Below are 26,425 nucleotides of genomic sequence, written 5' to 3'. Positions count from 1 at the left end.
ATGACGATCGAACTGCCCCGCACCGCCATGCTCGGCGTCGGCTCCATGTCCGGCGCGGTCCTCGACGGCCTCCTCGCGGCGGGGCTCGACCCCACGACGGTCGTGCTGACCACCCGGTCCGAGGCGTCCGCCGCCGTGCACCGGGAGCGCGGGCTCGCCGCGACGGCCACCGAGACGGACGCCGACGCGAACCGGGCCGCCGTCCGCGGGGCCGGGCTCGTCGTGCTCGGCGTGAAGCCGTACGCGATCGCCGACCTGCTCGACGAGGTCGCGGCGTCGCTCAGCCCGGGCACGGTCGTGGTGAGCGTCGCGGTCGGCACCACCCTCGCCGCGATGGAGGCCCGCGTGCCCGCCGGGGTCCGGGTCGTCCGGGCGCTGCCGAACACGCCGATCGGGGTCGGCCACGGCGTCACCGGCATCAGCGCGGGCGCGTCCGGCGACGAGGACGCGATCGCGCTCGCCTCGGCCGTCTTCGCCGCCTCCGGACGGGTCATCCGCGTTCCCGAGGACCAGCTCGACGCGCTCTCCGCGGTCTCCGGCTCCGGGCCGGCGTACGTGTTCCTGCTCGTCGAGCAGTGGCAGCGTGCCGCCGAGGCGCTCGGCTTCGACCACGACCAGGCCGCGACGATGGTCCAGGGCACGCTCCGCGGTGCGGTCGAGCTGCTCGCCGCCTCCGGTCGCGAGCCGGCCGACCTGCGCCGCGCGGTCACCAGCCCGAAGGGCACCACCGAGCGCGCGGTCGCCGTGCTCGAGGAGGCCGACCTGGCCGGGACGCTCGAGCGGGCGTCGCGCGCCGCGATCGCGCGTGCCGACGAGATCGCCCGCTCCTGACGCGGCGCTGCCGCGCACCGTGCGGGCGTGCCCGCCGTCGTCGACGCGGGCGCCGGTCCGGGACGGGGCGCGGGACGGACGGGAGGCCCGTGGCGGGCCCGCCACGGGCCTCCCGTCCGTCCTGGGCTACTCCAGGGCGGCGAAGCGCTCCAGGTCGGTCTCGGTGCCGGAGACGATGATGACGTCGTCCTCGCCGATGACGCTGTCCGGGGTCGCCGGGACGAAGGCCTTGCCGGGCGTCTTGATGCCGAGGACGGTCAGACCGTGCCGCGTGCGGATCACCGTCGTCGCGAGGTCCTTGCCGCGGACCGCGCGCGGCGGGTGCATCTTGACCACCGCGAAGTCGTCGTCGAACTCGATGAAGTCGAGCATCCGACCGGACACCAGGTGGGCGGTGCGCTCGCCGGCCTCGCGCTCCGGGTAGACGACGTGGTTCGCGCCGATCCGGGACAGGATCGTGCCGTGCGACCGGCTGACCGCCTTCGCCCAGATCTGCGGGATGCCGAGGTCGACGAGGTTCGACGTGATGAGCACGCTCGACTCGAGGTGCGAGCCGACCGCGACGACGGCGATCGCGAAGTCCTGCGCGCCGATCTGGCGGAGGGCGTCGATGTCGGTGGCGTCGGCCTGGACCGCGTGCGTGACGCGGTCGGACCACTTCTGCACCAGTCCCGGATCGGTGTCCACGACGAGGACCTCGCGGTCCTGGCGCTCGAGCTGCCCCGCGGTCGCGGCGCCGAAGCGGCCGAGGCCGAGGACGAGGACCGGTGCGTCGTGGCTGACGGCACCGGTGGCGGGGTGCGGGGTACGGCGGTCGGCGCGTGCTGCGCGGCGGTCAGCCAACGATGGGCCTCTCCTCGGGACGACGGAACAGCTGTCGGCTCTGGCTGGCGGCCAGGGCGGCGGCGATCGTCACTGTACCGACCCGGCCCAGGAACATGGTGGCGGCGAGGACGTACTTGCCGGACTCGGGCAGTTCGCCGGAGATCCCGGAGGACAGCCCGCACGTGGCGAACGCCGAGATCACCTCGAACAGCACGCGGTCGAGCGAGTCCCCGGTGATCTGCAGCAGCACGACCGTGGCGACGGCGACGATCGTCGCACCCCAGAGCACGACGGCGACGGCGACGCGGAGCACGTCGGAGGGGATGCGTCGGCCGAACGCCTCCATGCTCCGGCGTCCGCGCGCCTCGGCCACGGCCGCGAGGAAGAGCACGGCCAGGGTCGTGACCTTGATGCCGCCCGCGGTCGACGCGGACCCGCCGCCGATGAACATGAGCATGTCGGTGACCAGGAGGCTCGCACCGTGCATCTGCTCGACGTCGATCGTGGCGAAGCCCCCGGACCGGGTCATGGTAGAGAAGAACAGCGCCTGGAACGCGGTGTGGCCGGCGCCCTCGCTGCCCAGCGTGCGCGGGTTCGACGCCTCGAGCGCGGTGTAGACGATCGCGCCGAGCAGGAGCAGGACCGCGCTCGTGGTCAGGGTGAGCTTGACGTGGATGGGCCAGCGGCGCGGGGTCCGCAGCTGCTTCGTGAGGGTGCGGATCACCGGGAAGCCGATCGACCCGAGGACCACGGCCAGCATCAGGAGCGACAGGAACCAGTAGTCGTGGGTGAACGGCGCGAGGCCGTCGGCGTTCGGCGCGAAGCCCGTGTTCGTGAACGCCATCGCGGAGTAGTAGAACGCGTCGCCGACCGCGGTCCAGAACGGGTAGCCGGCGACGAGCACCGACGGCAGCAGGAGCAGGCCGACCGCGACCTCGATGGTCAGGGTGCTCACCGCGACGGTGAGCAGCAGCGTGCCGACCTCGCCGAGCCGCACGGCCTGGCCCTCGGGCACCGCGCCGTGGTGCGTGCGCAGCGGGTTCGAGTCCCCGGCCGCGATGAGCTTGGCGCGCAGCCCGAGCCGGCGCGTGACGACCAGTCCGAGGATCGAGGCGAAGGTCAGGACGCCGACCGCGCCGATCTGGGTGCCGATCACCACGAGGGTCTTGCCGAACACCGACCAGTGCGTCGCCATGTCGACCGTCGACAGCCCCGTGACGCAGACCACCGACGCGGCCGTGAACAGGGCGTCCGAGAAGTGCGTCGTGGTGCCGTCCGCCGCCGCGACCGGGGTCATGAACAGGAACGTGAACAGGAACACCAGCGCGATGAACACCAGGATCGCCAGCCGCGAGGGCGACGACCGCAGGACGGCCGCGAACCGGTTCGCCTGGGCCCGTGACGCGCTCACGTGCGGCGTCAGCGGCTCGTGCCGGTCGAGCATGCGTGCGTCTCCCGGGGAACAGGGGCGAGGACAGCGGTCATGGTACATGCGCTCCGGCCCGGATAGCCTTGCCGCCATGGCCGACATCTTCACCGTCGTGGCGGACCCGACCCGCCGCGAGCTGCTCGGCGCGCTGCTGGCCGCGTACGGCGCGGACGCCACCGGCGGGGAGCTCAGCGTCGGGCAGCTCGTCGCGAAGCTCGGCGTGAGCCAGCCGACCGTGTCGAAGCACCTCCGCGTACTGCGCGACAACGGCCTGGTGTCCACCCGCGAGGAGGGCCAGCACCGCTTCTACCGACTCGACCCGGAGCCGCTCGTGCGCCTCGAGGAGTGGGTGTTGCCGTTCACCGGGGCCGTGGACGCCGACGGGACCCCGGCGACGACCGCGTGGACGCTCGACGGGCAGCCGGTCTCGGTCCGACGCAGTGCGGGTGCCGGCAAGGCCACCGTCGAGGTCGGCACCGAGCTCGGGCGCGTGATGGCCGAGGCGTCGTACCGGGCCACGGCCGCGTTCTCCGGCGCGCAGCAGGGCTGGGAGCGCGTCGTCGAGAGCAGTCGGAAGCGGTTCACGCGACGCGGCGAGGACGACTGACCCGACGGTCTGGACGCGACCTCTGTGGTTCCTGGACACGGCGACCCGCGGAGCCCTACAGTTGCGGTGACCACACAGGTCACACCAACCCCGTGCACCGCACGGGTCACCCGAAGGCGGACCATGACCGGCAGTTTCGACGACGTGCGCTTCCTCACCGTCGCTGAGGTCGCCGAGATGATGCGGGTCTCCAAGATGACCGTCTACCGCATGGTCCACGCCGGCGAGCTCCCGGCGATCCGCTTCGGCCGGTCGTTCCGCGTGCCCGAGGCGGCGGTCGCCGAGATGCTCCGCGGCGGGGGCGTCGCCGACGTCGGCTGACGCTCGTTCGACACGGCCGCCGCGCTCCGCTAGACTCGGCCGGGTTGATTTTCCGCGGTCTCTTCGGGCCCGGTGTCCACACATCAGCATCGTTCCGAGCGAGGTCCACTATGGGTTCAGTCATCAAGAAGCGTCGCAAGCGCATGGCGAAGAAGAAGCACCGCAAGCTCCTGCGCAAGACGCGCCACCAGCGTCGCAACAAGAAGTAAGTCCCGAACTTGCACTCGAAGCCCCGGTCCGCCGGGGCTTTCGTGTTCCCGGGGGCGCTCCCGTGCCGCCGACGGCCGCGGGCTAGGGTGGTGGACATGCCCGCCGTGACCCTGCTGACCAAGCCCGGCTGCCACCTCTGCGACGACGCCCGACCGATCGTCGAGCAGGTCGTCGCCGAGCACCCCGGCGTCACCCTCGAGGAACGGTCGATCCTCGACGACGACGCCCTGCGCGAGGAGTACGCCGAGGACATCCCGGTGGTCCTGGTCGACGGCCGCGTCCACAGCAACTGGCACGTCGACGCCGACCGGCTCCGCCGCGCCCTCGAGCAGGCGGGAGCCCGCGCATGATCCACCACGTCGTCTCCTGGACCCTGCGCGAGGACCTCGACCGCGCCGCGTCGATCGACCGCATCCGGACGCTGCTGACCGGCCTGGTCGGGACCGTCGGGTCGATCCGCTCCCTCGAGGTCGTCGAGAACGTGGCCTACCCGGGGAAGAACCACGACGTGGCCGTCGTGGCGACGTTCGACGACCTCGCCGGGCTCGACGCGTACCAGGTGCACCCCGAGCACCAGGCCGCGGCAGCCGAGATCCGCGGACTCGTGACGCAGCGGGCCGCCATCGACTGGCGGAGCTGAGCCGCGCCTCCCGGCCCGGACGCGACAGCGGCCACCCTCCTGCCGGAGGGTGGCCGCTGTGTCGTGGTCCTGGGGAGGACTACGGGGTCAGCCGCGTCGGGCCGCGGAACAGGTACGTGACCTCGCGGATCGACGGCTCGTGCAGGGCGAGCATGAGCACGCGCGCGAGGCCCATGCCGAAGCCACCGTGCGGCGGGACGCCGTAGCGGAAGAAGTCGAGGTACCAGCCGAGCTCCTCCGGGTCGAGACCCTTCTCGACGGCCTGCGCCTCGAGGGTGTCGACGCGGTGCTCGCGCTGCGCGCCGGTCGAGATCTCGGCACCGTTGAAGATGAGGTCGTAGCTCTTCGTGAGCGTCGGGTCGTCCTCGTGGCGCATGTGGTAGTACGGCCGGATCGAGGCGTCGTAGTCCGTCACGAAGACGAACTCGGAGCCGTGCGTCTCCTTGGCCCACGCGGCGACGCGACGCTCGCCCTCGGGGTCGAGGTCACCGTCCGCACGGACGACCTCGTAGCCGCTGTCGGCGACGATCCTCCGGGCGTCGGCCAGGGTGACGCGGGGGAACGGGGTGGTCGGGACGACGAACTCGAAGCCGAAGACCTCCTCGATGTCCTTGCCGTGCTTCTCCTTGACCGCGGTGAAGCCGGCGACCAGGAGCTCCTCCTGCATCGCCATGACGTCCTCGTGCGAGGAGATCCACGAGAACTCGGCGTCGACGCTCGTGAACTCGGTCGCGTGGCGGCTCGTGAACGACGGGTCGGCACGGAAGGCGTCGGCGATCTCGAACACGGCGCCGAAGCCGGCCGGCTGCGCCATCTGCTTGAAGTTCTGCGGCGACTGCGCGAGGTAGGCGGTCGTCTCGAAGTACTCGAGCTGGAAGAGCTCGGCACGCGACTCGGACGGCGACGCCATGAGCTTCGGGGTGTGCACCTCGATGTAGTCGCGCTCCACCCAGTAGGTGCGGAACGCGTGCTCCATCGTCGTCTGGATGCGGAAGATGAGGTTCTGCTTGCGGTTGCGCAGGTCGAGGAAGCGCCAGTCGAGGCGCTTGTCGAGCGAGGAGTCGTCGGCGATCGGCGTCTCCGGGATCGCCGCGCTGACGACCTCGAGCGAGCCGACCTTGACCTCGAGGCCGCCGAGCTTGACGCGCTCGTCGTGCTTGAGGGTGCCCTGCACGTGCACGAAGGTGCCGTGCGCCAGGCCGGAGATCGCGTTCGTCGTGGCGAGGGCGGCCTGGGCGGCGTCGTCGCCGTCCTCGGCCTCGCGCGTGGCGGGGTTCACCAGCTGCGCTGCGCCGGACTCGTCGCGGAGCACGACGAACTGGACCTTCTTCTGGTCGCGGACGGTCTCCACCCATCCGGCGACGGAGACGGGGCCCTCCGGGCGGGCGGCGAGGTCGGCGATGCGGGTGCGTTCGATCACGGTCGTCGAGTCTACGGCCTCCGTCCCGCCGTGGGCGCGGCCAGGGGTGGGCTGCGGCGGGTGCGCTCAGGGGAGGGCAGCGCGGAGCGTACCGAGGGTGCCGATGAACTCCTCGGCCATGCCGGCGCGCTCGACGAGCTTCGCGTGGCGTTCCCGGGCGTCGGCGAGGTACTCGTCGAGCCGGGCCGCGAGCGCGTGTTCCTCGGCCGGGCCCGCGGTGGCGAGGGCGTCGACGACGCGGAGCAGTTCGCGCATCTCGTCGAGCGTGAAGCCGAGCGGCTTCATCCGGCGGATGACGAGCAGGCGTTCGAGGTCCTGCGCGGTGTACACGCGGAAGCCGCCGGACGTGCGGGCGCTCGGCACCAGGAGACCCACCTCGTCGTAGTGCCGGATCGTCCGGAGGGACATCCCGGCGCGTTCGGCGAGCTCGCCGATGTGCATGGTGTCCGTGCCGTGCTCGTCCTTCACGTCCGCCATCGTGACAGACCTCCCTCCGTGCCCCGTCGACCGTGCCCGGTGTCGGGTGGTGGTCAACCCTACCCTCACGTGAGGGTAGGGTTGCGGGCGATGACCACGATCACGCACGCCCCCACCCCGCCGCGGGTCCTCGACGCCCTGCGCTCGCCGCGCCTGCTGACGCGGGAGGTCCTCGCCGGCGTCGTGACCGCGCTGGCCCTCATCCCCGAGGCGATCTCGTTCTCGGTCGTCGCCGGGGTCGACCCCGCGGTCGGCCTGTTCTCGAGCGTCGTCATCGCGGTCGTGATCTCGGTCGTCGGCGGTCGGCCCGCGATGATCTCGGCCGCGGCGGGCTCGGTCGCGCTCGTGATCGCGCCGCTCGTCCGCGACCACGGCATCGCCTACCTCGTGCCCGCGATCGTGCTCGGCGGCGTGTTCCAGCTCGTGCTCGGGTTCCTCGGGGTCGCCCGGCTGATGCGCTTCATCCCGAGGAGCGTCAACGTCGCGTTCGTGAACGCCCTGGCGATCCTCATCTTCACCGCGCAGCTGCCGAACCTGCTCGGGCACGACGTCCCGTTCGTCGTCTGGCCCCTGACCGCGCTCGGCGTCGGGATCATCGTCGCGTTCCCGTTCCTGACGAAGGCGGTGCCCGCACCGCTCATCGCGGTGGTCGTCGTCACCGCGATGACGATGGTGTTCGGCATCGCGGTCCCGACGGTCGGCGACGAGGGATCGCTGCCGACCGCCCTGCCCGGGTTCTCCGGGATCACGGTGCCGCTGGACCTGGCGACGCTGCAGGTCGTCGCGCCGTACGCGTTCGGCGTCGCGCTCGTCGGGCTCATCGAGACGCTCCTCACCGCGCAGCTCGTCGACGCGATCACCGAGACCCGGTCGAGCGCCTGGCGTGAGTCCTGGGGGCAGGGGATCGCGAACATCGCCTCGGCCTTCTTCGGCGGGACCGGCGGGTGCGCCATGATCGGCCAGACCGTCATCAACGTGAAGACCGCCGGGGCGCGCACCCGGGTGTCGACCTTCGTCGCCGGGGTGTCCGTCCTCGTGCTCACGATCGTGCTGCACGACGTCGTCGCGCAGATCCCGATGGCCGCGCTCACCGCCGTGATGCTCATGGTCTGCGTCGCCACCTTCGACTGGCACAGCATCCGGCCGCGGACCCTCGGGCGCATGCCGCTCGGCGAGACCGCGGTCATGCTCGTCACCGTCGTCGTGGTCGTGGCGACCGACAACCTCGCGACCGGCGTCCTGGTCGGCGTCGTCGTCGCCGCGCTCGTCTTCGCCCGTCGGGCCGCGCACGTGGTGTCGGTCGTCCGAGAACCCGTCGACGAGCACACCGTCCGCTACCGGGTGCGCGGCGCCCTGTTCTTCGCGTCGTCGAACGACCTCGTCACCCGGTTCTCGTACGCCGAGGACCCGGAGCACGTCGTCGTGGACATGTCCGACGCGCACGTCTTCGACGCCAGCACGGTCGCCGCCCTCGACGGCGTCGAGCAGCGGTACGCGAAGCACGGAAGCACGGTCGAGGTCGTGCACCTGAACACGGCCTCGACCGCGCTGCACGGTCGACTCACCGGGCGGCTGGGCTGAGCGGTCCCGCATCCGGTGAATCCCCTGGGCGGCCGGTGGGAAGCGCAGACCGACCTAGACTGGAACCCATGCCCGCGTCACGGATCCACCTCGTCCGGCACGGCGAGGTCCACAACCCGGGGCGAGTGCTCTACGGCCGGCTCCCCGGCTTCGGTCTGAGCGAACTCGGTGCCCGGATGGCCCTCGCCTCCGCCACCGCCTGGAAGGACGCCGGGGTCGACGTCCGTCGGATCGTCGCCTCGCCGCTCCAGCGCACCCAGGAGTCCGCCGCGCCGTGGGCCGCCGCGTACGGCCTCGAGGTCGCCCTCGACGAGCGGCTCATCGAGCCGACGAACCGCTACGAGGGACAGCGACCGGGCTTCACCAAGCGCTCGCTCGGCCGCCCCACGGAGTGGCCCTGGATCGCGAACCCGTTCCGCCCGAGCTGGGGCGAGGCCTACGAGTCGATCGCGAACCGCATGCTCGCGGCCGTCACGACCGCTTGGGAGAGCGTCGACGAGGGCGACGTCGTCCTCGTCAGCCACCAGCTGCCGATCTGGACCGTGCACCGCAAGCTCGCGGGGGAGCCGCTCTGGCACGACCCGCGCAAGCGCCGGTGCGACCTGTCGAGCATCACGACCGTCGAGCGTGCACCCGCCACCTCGCCCGGCCGCTTCACCGAGGTCGGGTACGCGGACCCGGCGTACGCGCTGCGTGCGTCCGCCGTCGACGAAGGAGCAGTCTGATGACCCCCCGCACGCGCATCGCCACCGTCGCTGCCACCGCACTGATCGCCGCGCTGGCGCTCGCCGGGTGCTCGTCGAACGACTCGCTGTCGAAGCAGTACGGCAGCGGGACCACGCAGAACTACATCTCCGGCGACGGCGCGGTGACCGAGGTCTCCGCCGGCGACCGGAAGGACCCGGTCGACTTCACCGCGAAGGACACCGACGGCGACACCATCTCGGCGAAGGACCTGCGCGGCAAGGTCGTCGTCCTGAACTTCTGGTACGCGGGCTGCCCGCCGTGCCGCGCCGAGGCGAAGTACCTCAACGAGGTGCACGACCAGTACCAGGGCCAGGACGTCGCGTTCGTCGGCGTGAACGTCCGCGACGAGGAGGGCTCCGCCGCCGCGTTCGAGCGCACCTTCGGGGTCGACTACCCGACCGTGCTCGACGCGAAGACCGGCACCGTGCAGCTCGCCCTGTCCGGCCAGATCGCGCCGAACGCGGTGCCCGCGACGATCGTGCTCGACAAGCAGGGCCGCGTCGCCGCCCGCGTGCTCGGCGCCGTCGACGGCCCGAGCATCCTGCAGACCCTGGTGGGCGACGAGCTCAGCGGCAAGGCCTCCTGACCCGTGTCCGGCAACCCCTTCGCCGACGCGATCCTCAGCGGGCAGATGCTCGTGGCGCTGCCCGTGGCCGCGCTCGCGGGCCTCGTCTCGTTCCTGTCCCCGTGCGTCCTGCCCCTCGTGCCCGGCTACCTCGGGTACGTCGGCGGCATCGCCGAGGGCGGGCAGCGTCGCGGTCGCGTCGTGCTCGGCGTCCTGCTGTTCGTGCTCGGCTTCACGGCCGTGTTCGTGGCCTACACGACCGTCTTCGGCGCGCTCGGCTTCTGGCTCGTCCGCTGGCGTGACCTCATCACGCAGGTGCTCGGCATCGTCGTGATCGCGATGGGCCTCGTCTTCGTCGGCCGGTTCACGTTCCTGCAGCGCACGATCAAGCCGTCGTGGACGCCCGCGACCGGGCTCGTCGGGGCGCCCCTGCTCGGCATCGTGTTCGGGCTCGGCTGGACGCCCTGCCTCGGCCCGACGCTCGCCGCGATCAACCTGCTCAGCGTGCAGACCGGCAGTGCCTGGCAGGGCATGTGGCTCGGGGTCGCGTACTGCATCGGCCTCGGTGTCCCGTTCGTCCTCGTCGCCGTCGGCGCCGGGTGGGCGACCGGGGCGATCCGGGTCGTCAAGCGCCACATGCGCACTGTCAACATCATCGGAGGAGCGATCCTGATCGTCATCGGTCTGCTCATGGTCACCGGGATCTGGTCGGCCGTCATGTCGAGCGTCGGGGCGGTGATCCAGAGCTTTGTCCCCGCAGTCTGACCGCGACACCGACACCGACGCCGGCCGCGACACCGACGCCGGCCGCGACGCCGACACCGGCCGCGACGCCGACACCGGCCGCGACACCGACACCGTGTCCGGCGGCGACCCGATGCGGCCGTCCGACCACGTCGACAGCGCGGCCCCGACGGGCGGCGACGACGCCGGCGACGCCGGGGTGACCCAGCCGAAGCTGGGCTTCACCGGCTACGTCCGGTTCTTCTGGCGCCAGCTGACGAGCATGCGCACGGCGCTCTTCCTGCTCATGCTGCTCGCCCTCGCGGCGATCCCGGGCTCCCTCGTCCCGCAGCGCACGGCCGACCCGAACGGCGTCGTGCAGTACAAGGCCGACCACCCGCAGCTGTTCCCGGTGCTCGACACCCTCCAGGTCTTCGACACGTACACCTCGGTGTGGTTCTCGGCGATCTACCTGCTGCTCTTCGTGTCGCTCATCGGCTGCATCGTGCCGCGCACCCGGCACCACTGGCAGGCGCTCCGCACGCGCCCGCCGCGGACCCCGGCCCGCCTCGGTCGGCTCGCCGGCCACCGGTCGGTGCCCGTCGACGCGACGACCGTCACCGGCGCGGCCAGCACCGCGACCGGCGCGAACGCGGCGACCGGCGCGAACGCGGCGACCAGCACCGCCACCGGCGCACCCGCGACCAGCACGACGGACGCGGGCGGCACGACGGACGCGGCCACGGGCCTCCCGTCCGTCGACCACGCGATCACGCGCGCCGCGGCGCTCCTCAAGCGGTCCGGGTACCGCGTCGAGCGCTTCGGCGACTCGGTCAGCGCGGAGCGTGGCTACCTGCGCGAGACCGGCAACCTCGTCTTCCACACCGCGCTCGTCGGCGTGCTCGTCGCGGTCGGCCTCGGCGGCGGGTTCAGCTACACCGGGCAGCGCCTGCTCGTCGAGGGGCAGACCTTCTCGAACGTGCTCGGCTCGTACGACTCGTTCAACCCAGGACGCTGGTTCACCCAGTCCGACCTGCAGGGCTACAACCTGACGCTCGACAAGTTCACGACGACGTACGAGGAGCGCAACCTCGACGCCCTCGGACAGCCGCTCGACTACACGGCCGAGGTGACCGCCCGCGAGAAGGGCGGCCAGGAGCGTACCGAGCGACTCGGCGTCAACGCGCCGCTGTCCGTCGGCGGGACGAACGTGTACCTGCTCGGCAACGGCTACGCGATGCAGGTCACCGTCCGCGACGGGGACGGCAACGTGGCGTTCAAGGACGTCGTGCCGTTCCTGCCCGAGGACTCGAACTACACCTCGACCGGCGTCATCAAGGTGCCGGACGCGAAGCCGTCGCAGCTCGGCATGGTCGGGTTCTTCTACCCGACGGCCTCGAAGCTCGGGTCGGGTGCGTTCGCGAGCGCCTACCCGGACGCGCAGAACCCGATGCTGACGCTGCAGGTGTACCGCGGCGACCTCGGGCTCGACAGCGGCGTGCCGCAGAGCGTCTACTCGCTCGACACGAGCGGGCTCGAGCAGATCGCCGGTCGGCAGTCGAAGACCGCGAGCATCGAGCTCAAGCCCGGTCAGACACAGCAGCTGCCGGACGGCACCGGGTCGATCACGTTCGACGGGGTCAAGCGGTACGTCTCCCTCGACGTGCACCACGACCCGTCGCAGGCCTGGGTCGCGGGCTTCGCGGCCCTGGCGGTGCTCGGCCTCCTCACCTCGCTGTTCGTCCCGCGCCGCCGCGTGTGGGTCAAGGCGGTGCCGCGCCGCGGTGCCGAGCACGGCGAGTACGACCTCGAGTACGCGGGCCTGGCCCGTGGCGAGGACCCCAACCTCGAGCGCGCGGTCGCGGACATCGCCCGGCGCCACCTGTCGGACCTCGGAGTTAGGATCCCTGCGTGAACGACTTGACGACGAACCTGGCGACGTACTCCGTCGTGCTGACGTACTCGGCCATGGCGGTCTACGTCATCGCCTTCATCTCGTTCGCGCTGGACATGGCGAAGCGTTCGGGTGAGGTCACCGCCGCGGCGGCCGGCCGTGCGCCCGCCGCCGAGCCCCGGACGGTCGCGACCGTCCAGGGCGGCACGGTCGTGCTGGAACGGGTCGACGAGACCACCGACGGCGGCCGGGGCGGACGCGGCACGAAGTTCGAGCGGGTCGGGATGGCGATGACCGTCCTGGCGCTCGTCCTGCACGTCGCGGCCGTCGTGCTCCGTGGCATCGCGGCCGACCGGGTGCCGTGGGGCAACATGTTCGAGTTCTCCCTGACGGGCACGGCGCTCATCACGCTGATCTTCCTGCTCGTGCAGTTCTGGCAGAACCTGAAGTTCCTCGGCGTCTTCATCAGCGGGCTCACGATCATCCTGCTCGGCATCGCGACGGTGAACTACTACGTCCCGGTCCGGCCGCTCGTGCCCGCGCTCGAGTCGTACTGGCTCGTCATCCACGTGTTCGTGGCGATCGCCGGCACCGGCTTCTTCGCCCTCGGCGCGGGGCTCGCGGTCGCACAGCTCGTGCAGACGTACCGCCAGGGGCGCCCGGTGTCGAAGCAGCTGCGGTTCATGGAGACCCTGCCCGACGCCGAGCGGCTCGAGGTCCTGACCTACCGCGTGCTGCTCGTCGGCTTCGTGCTGTGGACGTTCACGCTCATCGCCGGTGCGATCTGGGCCGAGCGCGCCTGGGGTCGGTACTGGGGGTGGGACACCAAGGAGGTCTGGACCTTCATCATCTGGGTCCTCTACGCCGGGTACATCCACGCGCGGGCGACCCGCGGGTGGCGTGGTGCGCGGTCGTCCTGGCTGGCGCTGATCGGCTTCGCCGCGGTGATGTTCAACTTCTCGGTCGTGAACGTGTTCTTCAAGGGGCTGCACAGCTACTCGGGTCTGTGACCCACGGCGGGCGCTGACGCGACCCACCCCCGGACGGGAGGCGCGGTGCCGGTCGGCACCGCGCCTCCCGTCCGTCGTGTGGGTCGCGGGGCGCGGCGCCGCGGGGCGCGCGGGCGGCCGCGTCGAGCGGGCAGCACATGTCTGTCGGTGGGCGCGAGCGCGCCTTCTCGGGCCCACTCGGCGTGAGCCCGCGGCGTGTCCTGCCCATGTGGCGCAGGCCCCGCGGCGCGTCGTGCCCGGTCGTGGCGGTCCTCGCCGGGGGTCAGCCGGCCGCGAGCACCGCGTGCGTGCGTCGGAGCCGGTCCATCCACCAGGTTCGGCGCTCCGGTGCCGCGGCGTGCCGCTCGAGCAGGTCGCGTGCCACCTCGACCCGACGAACGGGGACGGCGCCGTCGACCGGCAGGAGCGGCGCATCCGTCACGTCGCCCGTGAACATGGCGGCGGTGCCGAGACCGGCGGCGTACCCGGGGGTCATCGCCGCAGCCGCGAGGAACGCCCCCATGCCGAGTCCGACCGACGTGTCGAGCGCGCTCGAGACGACGCAGGGCAGTCCGGCCTCCGCGATGATGCGCCGTGCCGCGCTGATCCCGCCGAGGGGCTGGGCCTTGACGACCAGGACGTCGGCGGCCCCGGCGCGGGCGACCGCGAGCGGGTCGGCGGCCTTCCGGACGCTCTCGTCCGCCGCGATCGGCACGCCGAGCCCGGCCGTGCGCCGACGGACCTCGGCCAGCCCCTCGACCGTCGCGACGGGCTGCTCGGCGTACTGCAGGTCGTACGGGGCGAGCGCCTCGACGGCGGCCACGGCCTGCTCGACCGACCACAGGCCGTTCGCGTCGACCCGGACCGCGGCGTCGGGGCCCATCACCCGCCGGACGGCCGCGACCCGCGCGACGTCGTCCTCGAGGGTCGTCCCCGGCTCGGCGACCTTGACCTTCGCCGTGGTGCAGCCCGGGTAGCGCGCCACCAGGTCCGGCACCTGGTCGGGGGAGACCGCCGGCACGGTCGCGTTGACCGGGACGGTCCCGGCCGCGGGTTCGTGCTCGGTCCAGCCGAAGTCGACGGTGGCACGGAGCCATGCGGCGGCCTCGGCGTCGTCGTACTCGACGAACGGCGAGAACTCGGTCCAGCCGGCCGGACCGCGCAGCACGAGGGCCTCGCGCGTGGTGATGCCGCGGAACCGGACGCGCATCGGCAGCGCGACGACGTGGGCATCGGCGGTGAGGTCGGCGAGGTCGGGGAGCACACCCCATCCTCACGCACGCGGCGACCCCTCGTCCGCTCGTCCTGTGTCTCCGTGGTCAGGGTCTCCGAGGAACCGGCGGGCCGGCCGGTCAGGCGTTCAGCCGGCCCGCCGGTTCCTCGGAGCCGACCGCCAGGGCCGGCCACTAGCATGCGACGGTCGGTCTCCGGATCGACGGCCAAGCCGAACCAGGGCAGCACAGCACACCAGGACAGCACAGAGGGAGGGCCGGTGCCGGAACCGCACCAGCGCGCACCGCGTGCCACCGGCCCGTCGTCGACGAGCCGCACGAAGGCCACAGCCGCTCCTCGCCCCGACCCCGCCGCCCGACCGGACGCACCGCAGCGCGCGGCCGCCCCCTCGACCGCGGCCGCCCGCGCCGCCGGACGGAACGGTGCCGCGGCGCGCTCGACGACCGGTCGGGCCACGGGGGACTTCGAGCGTCTGATGCAGCGGAACACCGTCGACACGCGCACCCTCGCCGCCGCGAAGCGTCGCCGGAACCCGATCGTGGGCAAGATCGCGCTGGGTCTGGCGATCGTCTCGGCCGCGGTCGACGCGAGCGCCTTCGCGGTGTTCATGGGCGGGGACACGACCTTCGCCTTCGGGATCTGCTTCGTCGTGGTGTTCCTGACGCTGATCGCCGCCGTGCTCGGGTTCATCGCCGCCGTCGGGTCCTTCGGCCGGTGGTACGGAGCCGTCGGCGTGGTGCTGGCGTTCTTCGCGAACCCGGTGATCCTCATCGTCCTGCTCGTGGTCGTGGCCCCCGAGGCGCTCACCGGCATGTGACGCCGCGGGGCGTTCCTCCACAGGGTGCGTGCGCCGCAGGCTCGTCCACAGCGTCCGTTCCCCACGGCTCGCGACCGTCGCCCGGCGATACGGTGGACGCATGGCTGCCCCCGTCTCCGACCTGTTCGACCCCGACGTCTGGACCGTGGCTCCGATCGCGGAGCAGTTCACCGACATCACGTACCACAAGCACGTGTCGCATGGCATCGTCCGCGTCGCGTTCGACCGGCCCGAGGTACGCAACGCGTTCCGGCCGCGCACGGTCGACGAGCTGTACCGCGCCCTCGACGACGCCCGCCAGGACCCCCGGGTCGGCGTCGTCCTGCTCACGGGCAACGGCCCGAGCCCGAAGGACGGCGGCTGGGCGTTCTGCTCCGGCGGCGACCAGCGCATCCGTGGGCGGAGCGGGTACCAGTACGTCGGCGACGACGGCGCCCCGCCCGAGGGCATCGACCCGGCAGCGGCGCAGGCCTCGATGGGGCGCCTGCACATCCTCGAGGTCCAGCGGCTCATCCGGATGATGCCCAAGGTCGTCATCGCGGTCGTCCCGGGGTGGGCAGCCGGCGGCGGGCACTCCCTGCACGCGATCTGCGACCTCACGATCGCGAGCGCCGAGCACGGGAAGTTCAAGCAGACCGACGCCGACGTGGGCTCCTTCGACGGCGGGTACGGCAGTGCCTACTACGCCCGTCAGATCGGACAGAAGCTCGCGCGTGAGGTCTTCTTCCTCGCCGAGGAGTACTCCGCCCAGCGCGCGTACGAGATGGGCGCGGTCAACAAGGTGGTCCCGCACGCCGTGCTCGAGCGCGAGGCGATCCGCTGGGGCGAGACGATCCTGGGCAAGTCGCCGACCGCGATCCGGATGCTCAAGTACGCCTTCAACGCCGTCGACGACGGCATGGTCGGGCAGCAGGTCTTCGCGGGCGAGGCCACGCGCCTGGCCTACGGCTCGGACGAGGCGGTCGAGGGTCGCGACTCGTTCCTGCAGAAGCGCGAGCCCGACTGGACCGCCTTCCCCTGGCACTACTGATGACCCGTCCGCTGGTCGCGCTGAGCGCGTCGGATCCGCTGGCCGTCCTGCGCGGCCTGGAGGCGGCGCTCGCCGGCGGCCCCGCGCTGCTCCCCGTCGCCGAGGGCGGCCCGGCGCTGCCGAACCGGGCACCGGCCCACGTCGGGCAACGGGTCGCCCTGGTCGTCGAGACGAGCGGCTCGACGGGGACGGGCAAGCGCGTCGCGCTGTCGTCGGACGCCGTCCTCGCGGGCGCGGCGGCGGCCGACGCGGCCCTCGGCGGTCCGGGCGCGTGGCTGCTGGCGCTGCCGACGCACTACATCGCGGGCCTCAACGTCCTGACGCGCTCGATCACCGCGGGGACGACCCCGGTCGTGCTCCCAGCCGGGCACTTCGACGCCGGTGCCTTCGCCGACGGGGTCGCCCGGCTCGACGTCGGCCCGGCCGCGCCGCGCCGCTACACGTCGCTCGTCCCGGTGCAGCTCGCCCGGGTCCTCGACGACCCCCGCGCCACCGCCGCGGCAGCGACCCTCGACGCGGTCCTCGTCGGCGGCCAGGCCACACCGGTCCCGCTGCGGGAGCGCGCCCGAGCCGCGGGCGTCCGTGTCGTGACGACGTACGGCGCGAGCGAGACGAGCGGGGGCTGCGTCTACGACGGCGTCCCACTCGGGCCCGTCCGTGCCGCGGTCGACGACGGGGAGCTGCTGCTCGCTGGGCCCGTCCTCGCGGAGGGCTACCTCGATGACGACGAGCGGACGGCGCGCACCTTCACCGAGCACGACGGACTCCGGTGGTACCGGACGGGCGACGCGGGCGAGGTCGACGCAGGCCGGGTGCGCGTGCTCGGTCGGCTCGACGACGTCCTCATCTCCGGCGGCGAGAAGGTGCCGCTCGGCGCGGTCGAGCGGATCGTCCGCGGGATCGCGGGACACGAGGGCGCGGTCGTGACCCGGCGCGCCTCGGGGGAGTGGGGCGAGGTGCCGGTCGTCGTGACGGAGCGGGCACTCGACCTCGAGACCGTGCGCGCCCTCGTCGGCGACGCCCTCGGTCGGGCCGCCCGTCCCGCCGACGTGCTGGTCGTGGACCGCCTGCCGATGCTCGCGTCGGGCAAGCCGGACCGCCGCGCGGTACGGGCGATCGCGGACCCGAGCGCCTGACGGGAGCGACGGCCGCTCGATCGCGACCGCGGTGCCGACCCGGTGGCGCGACGGACCGCCGGACGGGCTCGTCGGCGGCACGGGACAAGGTCGGTGGCGACGGCCCGGCTGCCTGACGGGGGCGACGGCTCGGCCGCCTGACGGGGGCGACGGCCCGGCCGCCTGACGGGGGCGACGGCCGTGACGGGCTGGTGCCGGGCCTCCTGGCCGACGCCGGGTGACCCGCTCGCCGGACCGGCGGCCGTCCCGCGGACGCGCCACGCCGGTGGCCCGGGCGGCCCGACACCCGGGCGGCCACGGACGCACGGCCGACGTCGGTACGATGGTCGGCCGTGGCACGTACGAAGAACACGACCCAGTCGAAGGGCCGCAGCGGCAACCCCGCGAAGGCCGCCGCCCCGCAGCGCACGAAGCGGAAGGCGACCGCCAGCGACTGGATCGGCGGCGCCCGCCTGCGCACGCTGACCCTGGGCGTCGTCCCGGTGGTGCTCGGCACCGGTGTGGCGTTCGTGGACAGCGGCGAGCCCGGTGACTTCGGCTCCTACCTCGGCAAGGACCACCACCTCGCGGTGGCGCTCCTCGCCCTCGCCGTGGCGCTGTTCCTGCAGATCGGCGTGAACTACAGCAACGACTACTCCGACGGGGTCCGGGGGACCGACGAGTTCCGGGTCGGCCCGGCTCGACTCACCGGGGCCGGACTGGCGAAGCCGAGGACCGTGCTCGTCGTCGCGCTGACCTTCTTCGGCCTCGCGGCCCTCGCGGGGCTCGTCATCGTGCTGCTGACCGGGCTCTGGTGGCTGCTGCTCGTCGGTGCCGCCGCCATCGTCGCCGCGTGGTTCTACACGGGCGGCAAGAAGCCCTACGGCTACAACGCGCTCGGCGAGGTCTTCGTCTTCGTGTTCTTCGGCCTGGTGGCCGTCCTCGGCACCCAGTTCGTGCAGATCCGCGAGGTGACGACGAGCGGGTGGGCCGCAGCCGTCGCGGCGGGCTTCTTCGCCTGCGCCGTCCTCATGGTGAACAACATCCGCGACGTCGACGAGGACCGTCAGGCGGGCAAGCGCACCCTCGCGGTCGTCGTCGGCCGTCCCGTCGCACGGGTGCTGTTCGCGCTGTTCCTGCTGCTGCCGTACGTCGCGCTGCTCTGGTTCGTGCTGCTGTACTTCCGGACCGGCTTCGCGTACTTCTCGCTCCTGCTGGCCCTGCCGGCGCTCGCGATCGGGGTGTCGTCCCGCAAGCCCCGTGAACTCATCACCGCGCTGCAGCTGTCGTCGTTCGCGTCGCTGGCGTTCGGCGTCGTGCTCGGGATCACGCTCGCGATCCAGCCGTAGCGCAGGGTCGGTCAGTCCGCGTCGCGCTCCGGGTCCGGTCCGCGGTCACCGGCCGGTCGTGCGGCCTCGGTGGACTCCGAGGACGCGGCCGGGGTGGTCGCGGACGACGCGGGCATCGCGGTCTCGCCCGGTGCAGCCGTGGTGGCCTCGGCCGAGGGCGTTCCCGGGACGGCCGGTTCGGTGTCCTCGGCGTCGACGAAGTCGTCCTCGAAGTCGCTGTCCGCGTCGCGAGCGGTGCGGCCACGGCGGGCGGCGATGCTCGCGGTCACCTGTCCTCGGAGCCCGGGCAGGGCGATGTACGACACGAGCAACCCGATGACCGCCGCGCCGATCGTCGCCCAGTACCAGGGGAGACCGACGACGAACAGGACGACGAGGGCCACGGCGAAGATGCCGAGCCGGGCCAGGGTGTAGACGAGCCACGCTTTCACCCGATGAGTCTACGGAACGTCGACCCCGTGGACGCTGACGGGCAGGGCGGTCCCAGGCGCGACTCCTAGAATCCGGGGATGGTCCGTCTGTGGTTGGTCGTCGTCGTCGCCGCCGTGGCCTTCACGGTCTACGCGGTCATCGACTGCGCGACCATGCCGCGCGACCGCATCCGGTCCCTCCGCCGCGGGTGGTGGATCCTCCTCGTCCTCGTGCTCCCCGTGCTGGGCGGCCTGCTGTGGTTCCTGCTCGGGCGCGCACCGGCGAACCGCGGACCGGGACCCCGGTACCGTGGTCCCGAAGACGACCCGGACTTCCTCGGCGGCCCCCGCGGCACCGAGCCGCCCCGCACCGACAAGGACCAGGACGACGCCACCCTCCGAGACCTCGAGGACCAGTTCCACGAACGAGACGACGACGGCCCCTCCGATCGCTGACGGCCCGCCCGGATCGGGCAGCCCGTCGACCGACTTCGCGCTGGCGCTCCTGCGCGAGTTGACGCGCGCCGGCGTGACCGACGTCGTGGTCAGTCCCGGCTCCCGGTCGCAGGCCCTCGCCCTCGCCGCGGTCGCCCTCGAACGTGCCGGTGGGATCACTGTGCACGTCCGGCTCGACGAGCGCACCGCGGGGTTCTTCGCGCTCGGACTGGCCGTCGAGACCGGTCGCCCCGCCGCGGTCGTCACGACCTCCGGCACCGCGGTCGCGAACCTCCACCCGGCCGTGCTCGAGGCGCACCACTCCGGGGTCCCGATGGTCGTGCTCAGTGCCGACCGGCCCGAGGAGCTCCGCGGCATCGGCAGCAACCAGACCACCGTGCAGCCGGGGCTGTTCGGCCCGGCGGTCGACCACGTCCGCGACGTGCAGGCCCCGAGCTCGGGCAGCGTCGACGTCGCCACGGTCCGCGCACTCGCCCGTGAGGCCGTCGCGGTCGCGGCCGGGCACACCGGGCAGCCGGGCCCCGTCCAGCTCAACGTCGCCTTCCGGGAACCGCTCTCCGCCGGCCTCCGTGCGGAGGACGTCGAGGCCGTGCCCGAGGACGAGGTCGACCTCGACCACGCCCGGCGCCGCGCCCACACCGGGTTGCCGGTGGCCGAGCTCGAGCCGGACGCCGAGCCGGGCACCGTCGTCATCGCCGGACACGACGCCGGTGCGGACGCCGAACGGATCGCCTGGGAACTCGGTGCGCCGCTGCTCGCCGAGGTGTCCAGCGGTGCCCGGTTCGGCCGCAACCTCGTCGTGGCCTACCGAGACCTGCTCCGTGACCCCGCGTTCGGCGGCGCGGTCCGCCGCGCGGTCGTGGTGGGCCACCCGACCCTGAGCCGTGAGGTGCCCGCGCTCCTGCAGCGCGACGACGTCGAGACGGTCGTGGTCCGCGGACCGGCGGCCGACCCGTACGACCCGCGCCGCGCCTCCCGGTCGACCGCGGTGACCACCGTCGTGTCCGACGTCCGCGTGACGGGCCGCACCACGGCCGCGCACCGTGCGTGGGTGGGGCGCTGGGTCGCGACGAGCCGCGCGCTCCTCGGTGACGGCGACGCAGGTCCGGACCTCGACGCCAAGCGGTCGACCGACCGCGGCGAGCGGAACCGGTACCTGCGCGACGAGGTCGCGCTGCGCCGTCGCCCCGTCGACCGGACGATGCTCGTCGACGCGGTGTGGGGCGCGACCTGGCCGCACGACCGGCTCGTGCTCGGCGCCTCGCAGCTCATCCGCGTCGCCGACGCGCACGTCGCCGGCAAGAAGCTGCGCGTCCACGCGAACCGCGGCCTCGCCGGGATCGACGGCACCGTGTCCACGGCCCTCGGGATCGCCGCCGCGCTCGAGGGCTCGACGGGGCTGATCGGCACCACGCGCGTGCTCGTCGGCGACCTGACGTTCCTGCACGACCTCGGCGCGCTCGTCACCGGGACCGAGGAGGAGACGCACCGCGTGCAGGTGGTGGTCGGCAACGACGACGGCGGCGCGATCTTCCGCGGGCTCGAGGTGGCGGAGACCACGCCCGACGAGGACATGCGCCGGATGATGACCACGCCGCAGCACGTCGACGTCGAGCGCGTCGTGACCGGGCTCGGGTGGGAGTACCGCCGCGTCGAGACGTGGGGTGACCTGGAGGCCGTGCTCACCGACCCGGCGGAGCGACTCGTGGTCGAGGTGCCGCTGGCCGAGTGAGGCCGCGGCCCGGGCGCCGGGGCGGTACGCCGGGCCCGCGCGTCGGGGCGGTGCGCCGGGCCGGTGCGCCTGGCCCGTGCGCCGGGTGGGCGTGTCCGGTGCGCCCGGTGCACCCGGTGTGTCCGGCGCGTGAGTCGGGTCGGCGCGCCCGTCGGGTCGGCGCGCCCGCTCGGCGGGTCCGGCCCGTTCGTCAGGCCAGCGCGTCGCGGATCGGGCGGAACTTCAGCGCCGTCTCGGCGACCTCCCGCGCCGGATCGGACCCGGCGACGATGCCCGCCCCGGCCCAGGCCCGGACGGTCCCGTCGGCGGAGACCTGCGCGCTCCGCAGTGCGAGCATCCACTCGCCGTCGCCGCTCGCCCCCATCCAGCCGACCGGGCCGGCGTAGCGACCGCGGTCGACGCCCTCGAGTTCGGCGACCAGGCGCACGGCGACGTCTGTCGGCGTGCCGGCGACCGCGGCGGTGGGGTGCAGGGCGTCGGCGACGTCGAGCGAGGTCGTCCCGGGCGGGAGCGTCGCGCGCACGTCGGTGGCGAGGTGCCAGAGGTTCGGCAGCTGCAGCCGGAACGGTTCCGGGTCGGCGCGGAGGTCGGAGGCGATCGGTCGGAGCGCCTCGAGCAGGCTGGCGATCGCGAAGCCGTGCTCCTCGACGTCCTTCGCACTCGCCGCGAGGGCCTCGGCGGCGGCACGGTCGGACACCGGGTCGTCGCCGCGCGCCGCACTGCCGGCGAGGACCCGTGCGGACAGCTCGGTGCCGTCGGTCCGGGCCAGGGTCTCCGGGGTGGCCCCGACGAGACCGTCCACGGCGAAGGTGACGCACTGCGGGTAGGCCGCGGCGAGGTCGAGCAGCACGGCACGCAGGTCGGCGTCCGGCGGCAGCGTGCCGACGAGGTCCCGCGCGAGCACGACCTTGTCGGCGTCGCCCGCGGTGATGCGTCGGACGGCGTCGGCGACCGCGGCGGCGTAGGCGTCCTCGTCGACGGCGCCCGGACCGAACGCGACGGAGACGTGCCCGCCGACGACGGGCACCGGGACCGAGGTGCGCGAGAAGGTCAGGGGAGCGGGGTCGGGTGTCGTGTCGACGGCGGTCAGCCAGGCCTTGCCCCGGTGCCGACCGATCACCACGCGGGGGACGACGAGGACGCTCTGCTCGCCCGAGTCGTCGGCGAACGCGAAGGACCCGAACGCGACCAGACCGCTGCCGCGGAGCTGCACGGGGTCGTCGACCGTGGCGGCTGCGACCAGCTCGCGCCAGGCCGCCGACGCCTGCCGCATCCGGTCCGGGCCGCTGAAGGTCCACCGGTGTGCCTCACCGATCCCGACGATGCCGTCGCCGCCGCGGACGAAGGCGAGGGGCGCGTCACGCAGGGTGTGCCGGAGGACGTCGCCCGGGTCGTCCAGGATCCTGGTCGAGACCGTGAGCGCGGGGGTCGCCGTGGTGGTTCGGGGCACGGATCGATCGTACGCGCGCACGGGCCGGGCGCCCCGCCGGGTCCGGCGCAGACCGGGGCCGGGCGCCCCGCCGCCCACGGGCGCACGGACCGGCGCGTGCGTCCGGGACACCCTCGGCCGCGACCTCTAGGATGGTGCGGTGAGCAGAGCGGACCTGAGCAAGCAGCCGGACGAAGTGGCGGCAATGTTCGACGACGTCGCCGCGAAGTACGACCTCACGAACGACATCCTCTCGGCGGGCAACGCCCCGCTGTGGCGTGTCGCGACGGTCCGCGCGATCGACCCGCAACCGGGGGAGCGCATCCTCGACATCGCGGCGGGCACGGGCACGAGTGCCGCGGTGCTCGCCAAGAAGGGCGCGGAGGTCACGGCCCTCGACCTGTCCGCGGGCATGATCGCGGTCGGGCGGGAGCGGCACCCCGAGATCACCTTCGTCGAGGGCGACGCCGAGCACCTGCCCTTCGACGACGACACGTTCGACGCGGTCACGATCTCGTTCGGGCTGCGCAACGTGAACGACCCGATGCAGGCGATCGGCGAGATGCTCCGGGTGCTCAAGCCCGGCGGCCGTGTCGTCATCTGCGAGTTCTCGACCCCGCCGATGGCGCTGCTGCGCCTCGGCTACGGCGCGTACCTCAAGCGCGTGCTCCCGGGCATCGCCCGGCTCTCCAGCAGCAACCCGGCGGCCTACCGTTACCTCGCCGAGTCCATCGAGGCCTGGCCCGACCAGCAGGTCCTCAGCCAGTGGCTCCGCGGCGTCGGCTTCACGATGGTGGCCCACCGCAACCTGACCGCCGGCATCGTCGCGCTGCACCGCGGCCGCAAGCCCGTCGCCGGGACCGTCCGCGAGTCGGCGGCCCGTCGCGCCAAGGCCCGCCGTGCCCACCAGCACACGGGTGAGCAGCCCGGCCTCGACCAGACCGGCACGACGTCCTCGGGCTCCGAGCCGTCCGGCGCCTGACGGCCCCCACCCTTCGAACACGGAGCAGCACTTGAACCCGAGCGTCCCGGTCGCACGTCGCGCACCGAGTCTCCGCAAGTCGTTGGGGATCGGCGAACGCCTGTTCGCCAGCCCCGCCGACCGGCGCTTCATCGCCTCGGTCGACGACGGGCTCGAGCTCGTCGAGGAGGGCCTCGAGGTCGCCATGCGGTCGACCGACACCCTCGCCGACACGACCAGCCGCTACCTGCTGTCCGCCGGCGGCAAGCGGATCCGGCCGACCCTCACGCTCCTCATCGCGCAGCTCGGCCAGGGCGTCACGGACGCCGTGGTGAAGGCCGCGGTGAGCATCGAGACGACCCACCTGGCGTCGCTGTACCACGACGACGTCATGGACGAGGCGCCGGTGCGCCGCGGGGTCCCGGCCGCGCACGTGACCTACGGCAACAACGTCGCGATCCTGACCGGTGACCTGCTGTTCGCCCGGGCCAGCCTCATCACCGCCGACCTCGGCGCAGAGGGCATCCGGATGCAGGCCGAGACCTTCCAGCGGCTCTGCATGGGCCAGCTGCACGAGACGACCGGCCCGCAGCCGGAGGACGACCCCGTCGAGCACTACATCCAGGTGCTCAGCGACAAGACCGGCTCGCTGATCGCGACCGCCGCGCGCGCGGGCGTCATGTTCTCGGGCGCCGACCGCGCGTACCTCGACGCCGTCGGGACGTTCGGCGAGAAGGTCGGCGTCGCGTTCCAGCTCGTCGACGACGTCATCGACCTCGCCCCGGCGACCGACAAGACCGGCAAGATCGCCGGCAACGACCTGCGCGCCGGCGTCGACACGCTGCCGCTGCTGCAGCTGCGCCGCCTCGCCGTGTCCGACGTCGATGCCGCCTCCCTGCTCGAGCGGATCGACCGGGACGTGAAGGACGCCCCGGACGAGGCCGTGCAGTCCGCGCCGTACCAGTCGGCGGTCGCCGCGCTCCGTGAGCACCAGGCGACGACCGCGACCCGGTCCGTCGCGGTGCGCTGGGCGGAGGAAGCGGTCGAGGCCCTCGCCCCGCTGCCCGACGGCACGGTCAAGCGTGCGCTCACCCGCTTCGCCGAGACGGTCGTGGACCGCAGCCGCTGACGGCCCCACCGGGCGCGGGTCCACCCGCCGGGCGAGGTCCACGACACGCAGCCGCTGGCACCCACCCGCCAGCACGTACCCTCGGACAGTCCGCCGGGACGATCCCGGCCGAACGAACTGGAGACATCAGTGCCCACCCTCCGACTCGCCATCGTCGGCGCCGGCCCGGCCGGGATCTACGCGGCCGACATCCTCCTGCGCGAAGCCCACGGCTACGACGTGTCGATCGACCTGTTCGAGCAGCTCCCCGCGCCGTACGGGCTGGTGCGGTACGGCGTCGCGCCGGACCACCCGCGGATCAAGGGCATCGTCAACGCGCTGCGTGACGTGCTCGACCGCGGGGTCGTGCGGCTGTTCGGCAACGTGCGCTTCGGCGAGGACATCACCCTCGACGACCTCAAGCAGCACTACCACGCGGTGCTGTTCTCGACCGGCGCGATCAAGGACGCCGACCTCGACGTGCCCGGTGTCGAGCTCGAGGGCTCGCACGGCGCGGCGGACTTCGTCAGCTGGTTCGACGGCCACCCGGACGTGCCGCGCACCTGGCCGCTCGACGCCGAGAGCGTCGCGGTGATCGGCAACGGCAACGTCGCACTCGACGTGTCCCGCATCCTCGCCAAGCACGCCGACGACCTGCTGCCCACCGAGATCCCCGCGAACGTGTACGAGGGCCTCAAGGCGAGCCCGGTCACCGACGTGCACGTGTTCGGCCGTCGCGGCCCGGCGCAGGTGAAGTTCACGCCGCTCGAGCTCCGCGAGCTCGGCGAGCTCCGCGACGTCGACATGGTCGTGTACGACGAGGACTTCGACCACGACGAGGCGTCCCGCACCGCGATCCAGACGAACAAGCAGGTCATGGTGATGAACCGCGTGCTCGAGTCGTGGCGCGGCCGCGAGGTCGGTCAGGCGAGCCGCCGACTGCACCTGCACTTCTACGCGAAGCCGCTCGAGATCGTGGGGGAGGACGGCCACGTCGCCGCCCTGCGCTACGAGCGCACCCGTCCGGACGGCCAGGGCGGCGTCGAGGGCACCGGCGAGGTCCGCGAGGTCCCCGTGCAGGCCGTCTACCGCGCCGTGGGGTACTTCGGTTCGCCGCTGCCCGGGGTGCCGTTCGACGAGCGCTACGGTGTCATCCCGAACCACGAGGGCCAGGTCCTCGGCGAGGACGGCTCGCAGCTGCCCGGCGTCTACGCGACGGGGTGGATCAAGCGCGGCCCGGTCGGCCTCATCGGCCACACGAAGTCCGACGCGATGGAGACCGTGCAGCACATCGTGAACGACCAGGCCTCCTGGTGGACCCCGGCCGACCCGTCCCCGGAGGCGGTCCCGGCCCTCCTCCGTGCGCGCGGCGTCGCGTTCACCGACCTCGACGGCTGGCACGCCCTCGACCAGCACGAGATCGCCCTCGGTGCCGCCGAGGGGCGGGAGCGCATCAAGGTGGTCCCGCGCGACGAGATGGTCGACGTCTCCCTCCGCCGCGCGGACGCCCCGGCGAGCTGAGCCGA

At 73.0% G+C, this 26,425-nt stretch carries 28 protein-coding genes; 21 read left to right on the top strand and 7 right to left on the bottom strand.

Annotation, left to right across the window (positions count from 1 at the left end):
• Complete coding sequence (gene proC, locus QOL15_RS11585) at window positions 1-831, top strand: pyrroline-5-carboxylate reductase (protein WP_071245677.1); 831 nt, start codon at window positions 1-3, stop codon at window positions 829-831.
• 126 nt (window positions 832-957) lie between these two features.
• On the opposite strand, the gene QOL15_RS11580 is transcribed toward proC, so the two are convergent.
• Together QOL15_RS11580 and QOL15_RS11575 are read right to left on the bottom strand one after the other, a co-directional pair.
• Complete coding sequence (locus tag QOL15_RS11580) at window positions 958-1,674, bottom strand: TrkA family potassium uptake protein (protein WP_065960740.1); 717 nt, start codon at window positions 1,672-1,674, stop codon at window positions 958-960.
• The gene (locus tag QOL15_RS11575) at window positions 1,667-3,100 is read right to left on the bottom strand and encodes a TrkH family potassium uptake protein (protein WP_065960743.1); all 1,434 of its coding nucleotides are present in this window, start codon (window positions 3,098-3,100) and stop codon (window positions 1,667-1,669) included. The genes QOL15_RS11580 and QOL15_RS11575 overlap by 8 nt, the downstream gene beginning before the upstream one ends.
• Window positions 3,101-3,176: 76 nt before the next feature.
• On the opposite strand from QOL15_RS11575, the gene QOL15_RS11570 reads away from it, so the two are divergent.
• The 5 genes from QOL15_RS11570 (at window position 3,177) to QOL15_RS11550 (ending at window position 4,863) form a co-directional block, all read left to right on the top strand.
• Window positions 3,177-3,692 carry a helix-turn-helix transcriptional regulator gene (locus QOL15_RS11570; RefSeq protein WP_083230077.1) on the top strand — a complete coding sequence of 172 codons (516 nt, stop codon included), beginning with the start codon at window positions 3,177-3,179 and terminating at the stop codon, window positions 3,690-3,692.
• Window positions 3,693-3,815: 123 nt separating this feature from the next.
• Window positions 3,816-4,013, top strand: coding sequence for a helix-turn-helix domain-containing protein (locus tag QOL15_RS11565; RefSeq protein ID WP_065960746.1), 198 nt, complete (start codon window positions 3,816-3,818; stop codon window positions 4,011-4,013).
• Between the two features lie 110 nt (window positions 4,014-4,123).
• A complete protein-coding gene (locus QOL15_RS11560) occupies window positions 4,124-4,222 on the top strand; it encodes a 30S ribosomal protein bS22 (protein WP_003792170.1) in 99 nt (32 codons plus the stop codon).
• 96 nt (window positions 4,223-4,318) lie between these two features.
• On the top strand, window positions 4,319-4,573 hold the full coding sequence (locus QOL15_RS11555) for a glutaredoxin family protein (protein WP_065960748.1): 255 nt from the start codon (window positions 4,319-4,321) through the stop codon (window positions 4,571-4,573).
• On the top strand, window positions 4,570-4,863 hold the full coding sequence (locus QOL15_RS11550) for a Dabb family protein (protein ID WP_071245684.1): 294 nt from the start codon (window positions 4,570-4,572) through the stop codon (window positions 4,861-4,863). The genes QOL15_RS11555 and QOL15_RS11550 overlap by 4 nt, the downstream gene beginning before the upstream one ends.
• Window positions 4,864-4,942: 79 nt before the next feature.
• Here the strand turns inward: QOL15_RS11550 and aspS are convergent, their stop codons facing one another.
• The gene (gene aspS, locus QOL15_RS11545) at window positions 4,943-6,283 is read right to left on the bottom strand and encodes an aspartate--tRNA(Asn) ligase (RefSeq protein ID WP_071245685.1); all 1,341 of its coding nucleotides are present in this window, start codon (window positions 6,281-6,283) and stop codon (window positions 4,943-4,945) included.
• A 66-nt stretch (window positions 6,284-6,349) separates the two neighbouring features.
• Window positions 6,350-6,724, bottom strand: a complete 375-nt coding sequence (locus QOL15_RS11540) for a MerR family transcriptional regulator (protein ID WP_254784074.1) — start codon at window positions 6,722-6,724, stop codon at window positions 6,350-6,352.
• Between the two features lie 126 nt (window positions 6,725-6,850).
• Between QOL15_RS11540 and QOL15_RS11535 the strand changes: the two genes are divergently transcribed.
• The 6 genes from QOL15_RS11535 to ccsB all read left to right on the top strand — a co-directional run bounded on the left by QOL15_RS11535 (window position 6,851) and on the right by ccsB (window position 13,280).
• Window positions 6,851-8,341, top strand: coding sequence for a SulP family inorganic anion transporter (locus QOL15_RS11535; RefSeq protein ID WP_071245690.1), 1,491 nt, complete (start codon window positions 6,851-6,853; stop codon window positions 8,339-8,341).
• Between the two features lie 68 nt (window positions 8,342-8,409).
• Window positions 8,410-9,066 carry a histidine phosphatase family protein gene (locus QOL15_RS11530; protein WP_071245692.1) on the top strand — a complete coding sequence of 219 codons (657 nt, stop codon included), beginning with the start codon at window positions 8,410-8,412 and terminating at the stop codon, window positions 9,064-9,066.
• Window positions 9,066-9,674: a TlpA disulfide reductase family protein gene (locus QOL15_RS11525; RefSeq protein WP_071245694.1), complete on the top strand. Its 609-nt coding sequence runs from the start codon at window positions 9,066-9,068 to the stop codon at window positions 9,672-9,674. The genes QOL15_RS11530 and QOL15_RS11525 overlap by 1 nt, the downstream gene beginning before the upstream one ends.
• 45 nt (window positions 9,675-9,719) lie before the next feature.
• The gene (locus QOL15_RS11520; protein ID WP_065960822.1) at window positions 9,720-10,418 is read left to right on the top strand and encodes a cytochrome c biogenesis CcdA family protein; all 699 of its coding nucleotides are present in this window, start codon (window positions 9,720-9,722) and stop codon (window positions 10,416-10,418) included.
• Window positions 10,419-10,530: 112 nt separating this feature from the next.
• Window positions 10,531-12,291: a cytochrome c biogenesis protein ResB gene (locus tag QOL15_RS11515; RefSeq protein ID WP_083393833.1), complete on the top strand. Its 1,761-nt coding sequence runs from the start codon at window positions 10,531-10,533 to the stop codon at window positions 12,289-12,291.
• Window positions 12,288-13,280 (top strand): c-type cytochrome biogenesis protein CcsB, encoded by a 993-nt coding sequence (ccsB, locus tag QOL15_RS11510; protein ID WP_253181565.1) that lies wholly within the window; start codon window positions 12,288-12,290, stop codon window positions 13,278-13,280. Before QOL15_RS11515 ends, ccsB begins: the two co-directional genes overlap by 4 nt.
• Window positions 13,281-13,542: 262 nt before the next feature.
• On the opposite strand, the gene QOL15_RS11505 is transcribed toward ccsB, so the two are convergent.
• Window positions 13,543-14,523 carry an o-succinylbenzoate synthase gene (locus QOL15_RS11505; protein ID WP_071245697.1) on the bottom strand — a complete coding sequence of 327 codons (981 nt, stop codon included), beginning with the start codon at window positions 14,521-14,523 and terminating at the stop codon, window positions 13,543-13,545.
• Window positions 14,524-14,751: 228 nt separating this feature from the next.
• On the opposite strand from QOL15_RS11505, the gene QOL15_RS11500 reads away from it, so the two are divergent.
• The 4 genes from QOL15_RS11500 (at window position 14,752) to QOL15_RS11485 (ending at window position 18,803) form a co-directional block, all read left to right on the top strand.
• Window positions 14,752-15,309, top strand: a complete 558-nt coding sequence (locus QOL15_RS11500; protein ID WP_071245698.1) for a hypothetical protein — start codon at window positions 14,752-14,754, stop codon at window positions 15,307-15,309.
• 100 nt (window positions 15,310-15,409) lie between these two features.
• On the top strand, window positions 15,410-16,339 hold the full coding sequence (locus tag QOL15_RS11495; protein ID WP_071245700.1) for a 1,4-dihydroxy-2-naphthoyl-CoA synthase: 930 nt from the start codon (window positions 15,410-15,412) through the stop codon (window positions 16,337-16,339).
• On the top strand, window positions 16,339-17,475 hold the full coding sequence (locus QOL15_RS11490; RefSeq protein WP_071245701.1) for an AMP-binding protein: 1,137 nt from the start codon (window positions 16,339-16,341) through the stop codon (window positions 17,473-17,475). Before QOL15_RS11495 ends, QOL15_RS11490 begins: the two co-directional genes overlap by 1 nt.
• 332 nt (window positions 17,476-17,807) lie before the next feature.
• A complete protein-coding gene (locus QOL15_RS11485; RefSeq protein WP_071245705.1) occupies window positions 17,808-18,803 on the top strand; it encodes a 1,4-dihydroxy-2-naphthoate polyprenyltransferase in 996 nt (331 codons plus the stop codon).
• An 11-nt stretch (window positions 18,804-18,814) separates the two neighbouring features.
• Here the strand turns inward: QOL15_RS11485 and QOL15_RS11480 are convergent, their stop codons facing one another.
• Window positions 18,815-19,234 (bottom strand): DUF4229 domain-containing protein, encoded by a 420-nt coding sequence (locus QOL15_RS11480; RefSeq protein WP_071245707.1) that lies wholly within the window; start codon window positions 19,232-19,234, stop codon window positions 18,815-18,817.
• Window positions 19,235-19,312: 78 nt separating this feature from the next.
• Between QOL15_RS11480 and QOL15_RS11475 the strand changes: the two genes are divergently transcribed.
• The gene (locus QOL15_RS11475) at window positions 19,313-19,669 is read left to right on the top strand and encodes a PLDc N-terminal domain-containing protein (RefSeq protein ID WP_071245709.1); all 357 of its coding nucleotides are present in this window, start codon (window positions 19,313-19,315) and stop codon (window positions 19,667-19,669) included.
• Window positions 19,662-21,401, top strand: coding sequence for a 2-succinyl-5-enolpyruvyl-6-hydroxy-3-cyclohexene-1-carboxylic-acid synthase (gene menD / locus QOL15_RS11470; protein WP_065960825.1), 1,740 nt, complete (start codon window positions 19,662-19,664; stop codon window positions 21,399-21,401). Before QOL15_RS11475 ends, menD begins: the two co-directional genes overlap by 8 nt.
• Window positions 21,402-21,591: 190 nt before the next feature.
• Here the strand turns inward: menD and QOL15_RS11465 are convergent, their stop codons facing one another.
• Window positions 21,592-22,851: an isochorismate synthase MenF gene (locus QOL15_RS11465; RefSeq protein ID WP_071245714.1), complete on the bottom strand. Its 1,260-nt coding sequence runs from the start codon at window positions 22,849-22,851 to the stop codon at window positions 21,592-21,594.
• 139 nt (window positions 22,852-22,990) lie between these two features.
• Here QOL15_RS11465 and QOL15_RS11460 point away from each other — a divergent pair, with 139 nt between their 5' ends.
• From QOL15_RS11460 to QOL15_RS11450, 3 genes are all read left to right on the top strand, one after another.
• The gene (locus QOL15_RS11460) at window positions 22,991-23,812 is read left to right on the top strand and encodes a demethylmenaquinone methyltransferase (RefSeq protein WP_071245716.1); all 822 of its coding nucleotides are present in this window, start codon (window positions 22,991-22,993) and stop codon (window positions 23,810-23,812) included.
• A 31-nt stretch (window positions 23,813-23,843) separates the two neighbouring features.
• Window positions 23,844-24,920, top strand: coding sequence for a polyprenyl synthetase family protein (locus QOL15_RS11455; protein ID WP_071245718.1), 1,077 nt, complete (start codon window positions 23,844-23,846; stop codon window positions 24,918-24,920).
• A gap of 129 nt (window positions 24,921-25,049) precedes the next feature.
• Window positions 25,050-26,420 (top strand): FAD-dependent oxidoreductase, encoded by a 1,371-nt coding sequence (locus tag QOL15_RS11450; RefSeq protein ID WP_065960784.1) that lies wholly within the window; start codon window positions 25,050-25,052, stop codon window positions 26,418-26,420.
• The last annotated feature ends 5 nt before the right edge of the window (window positions 26,421-26,425 follow it).

It is taken from the genome of Curtobacterium sp. MCBA15_012 (assembly GCF_001864935.2).
Taxonomy (GTDB): domain Bacteria; phylum Actinomycetota; class Actinomycetes; order Actinomycetales; family Microbacteriaceae; genus Curtobacterium.
This window is presented reverse-complemented; position numbering and strand designations above follow the sequence as displayed.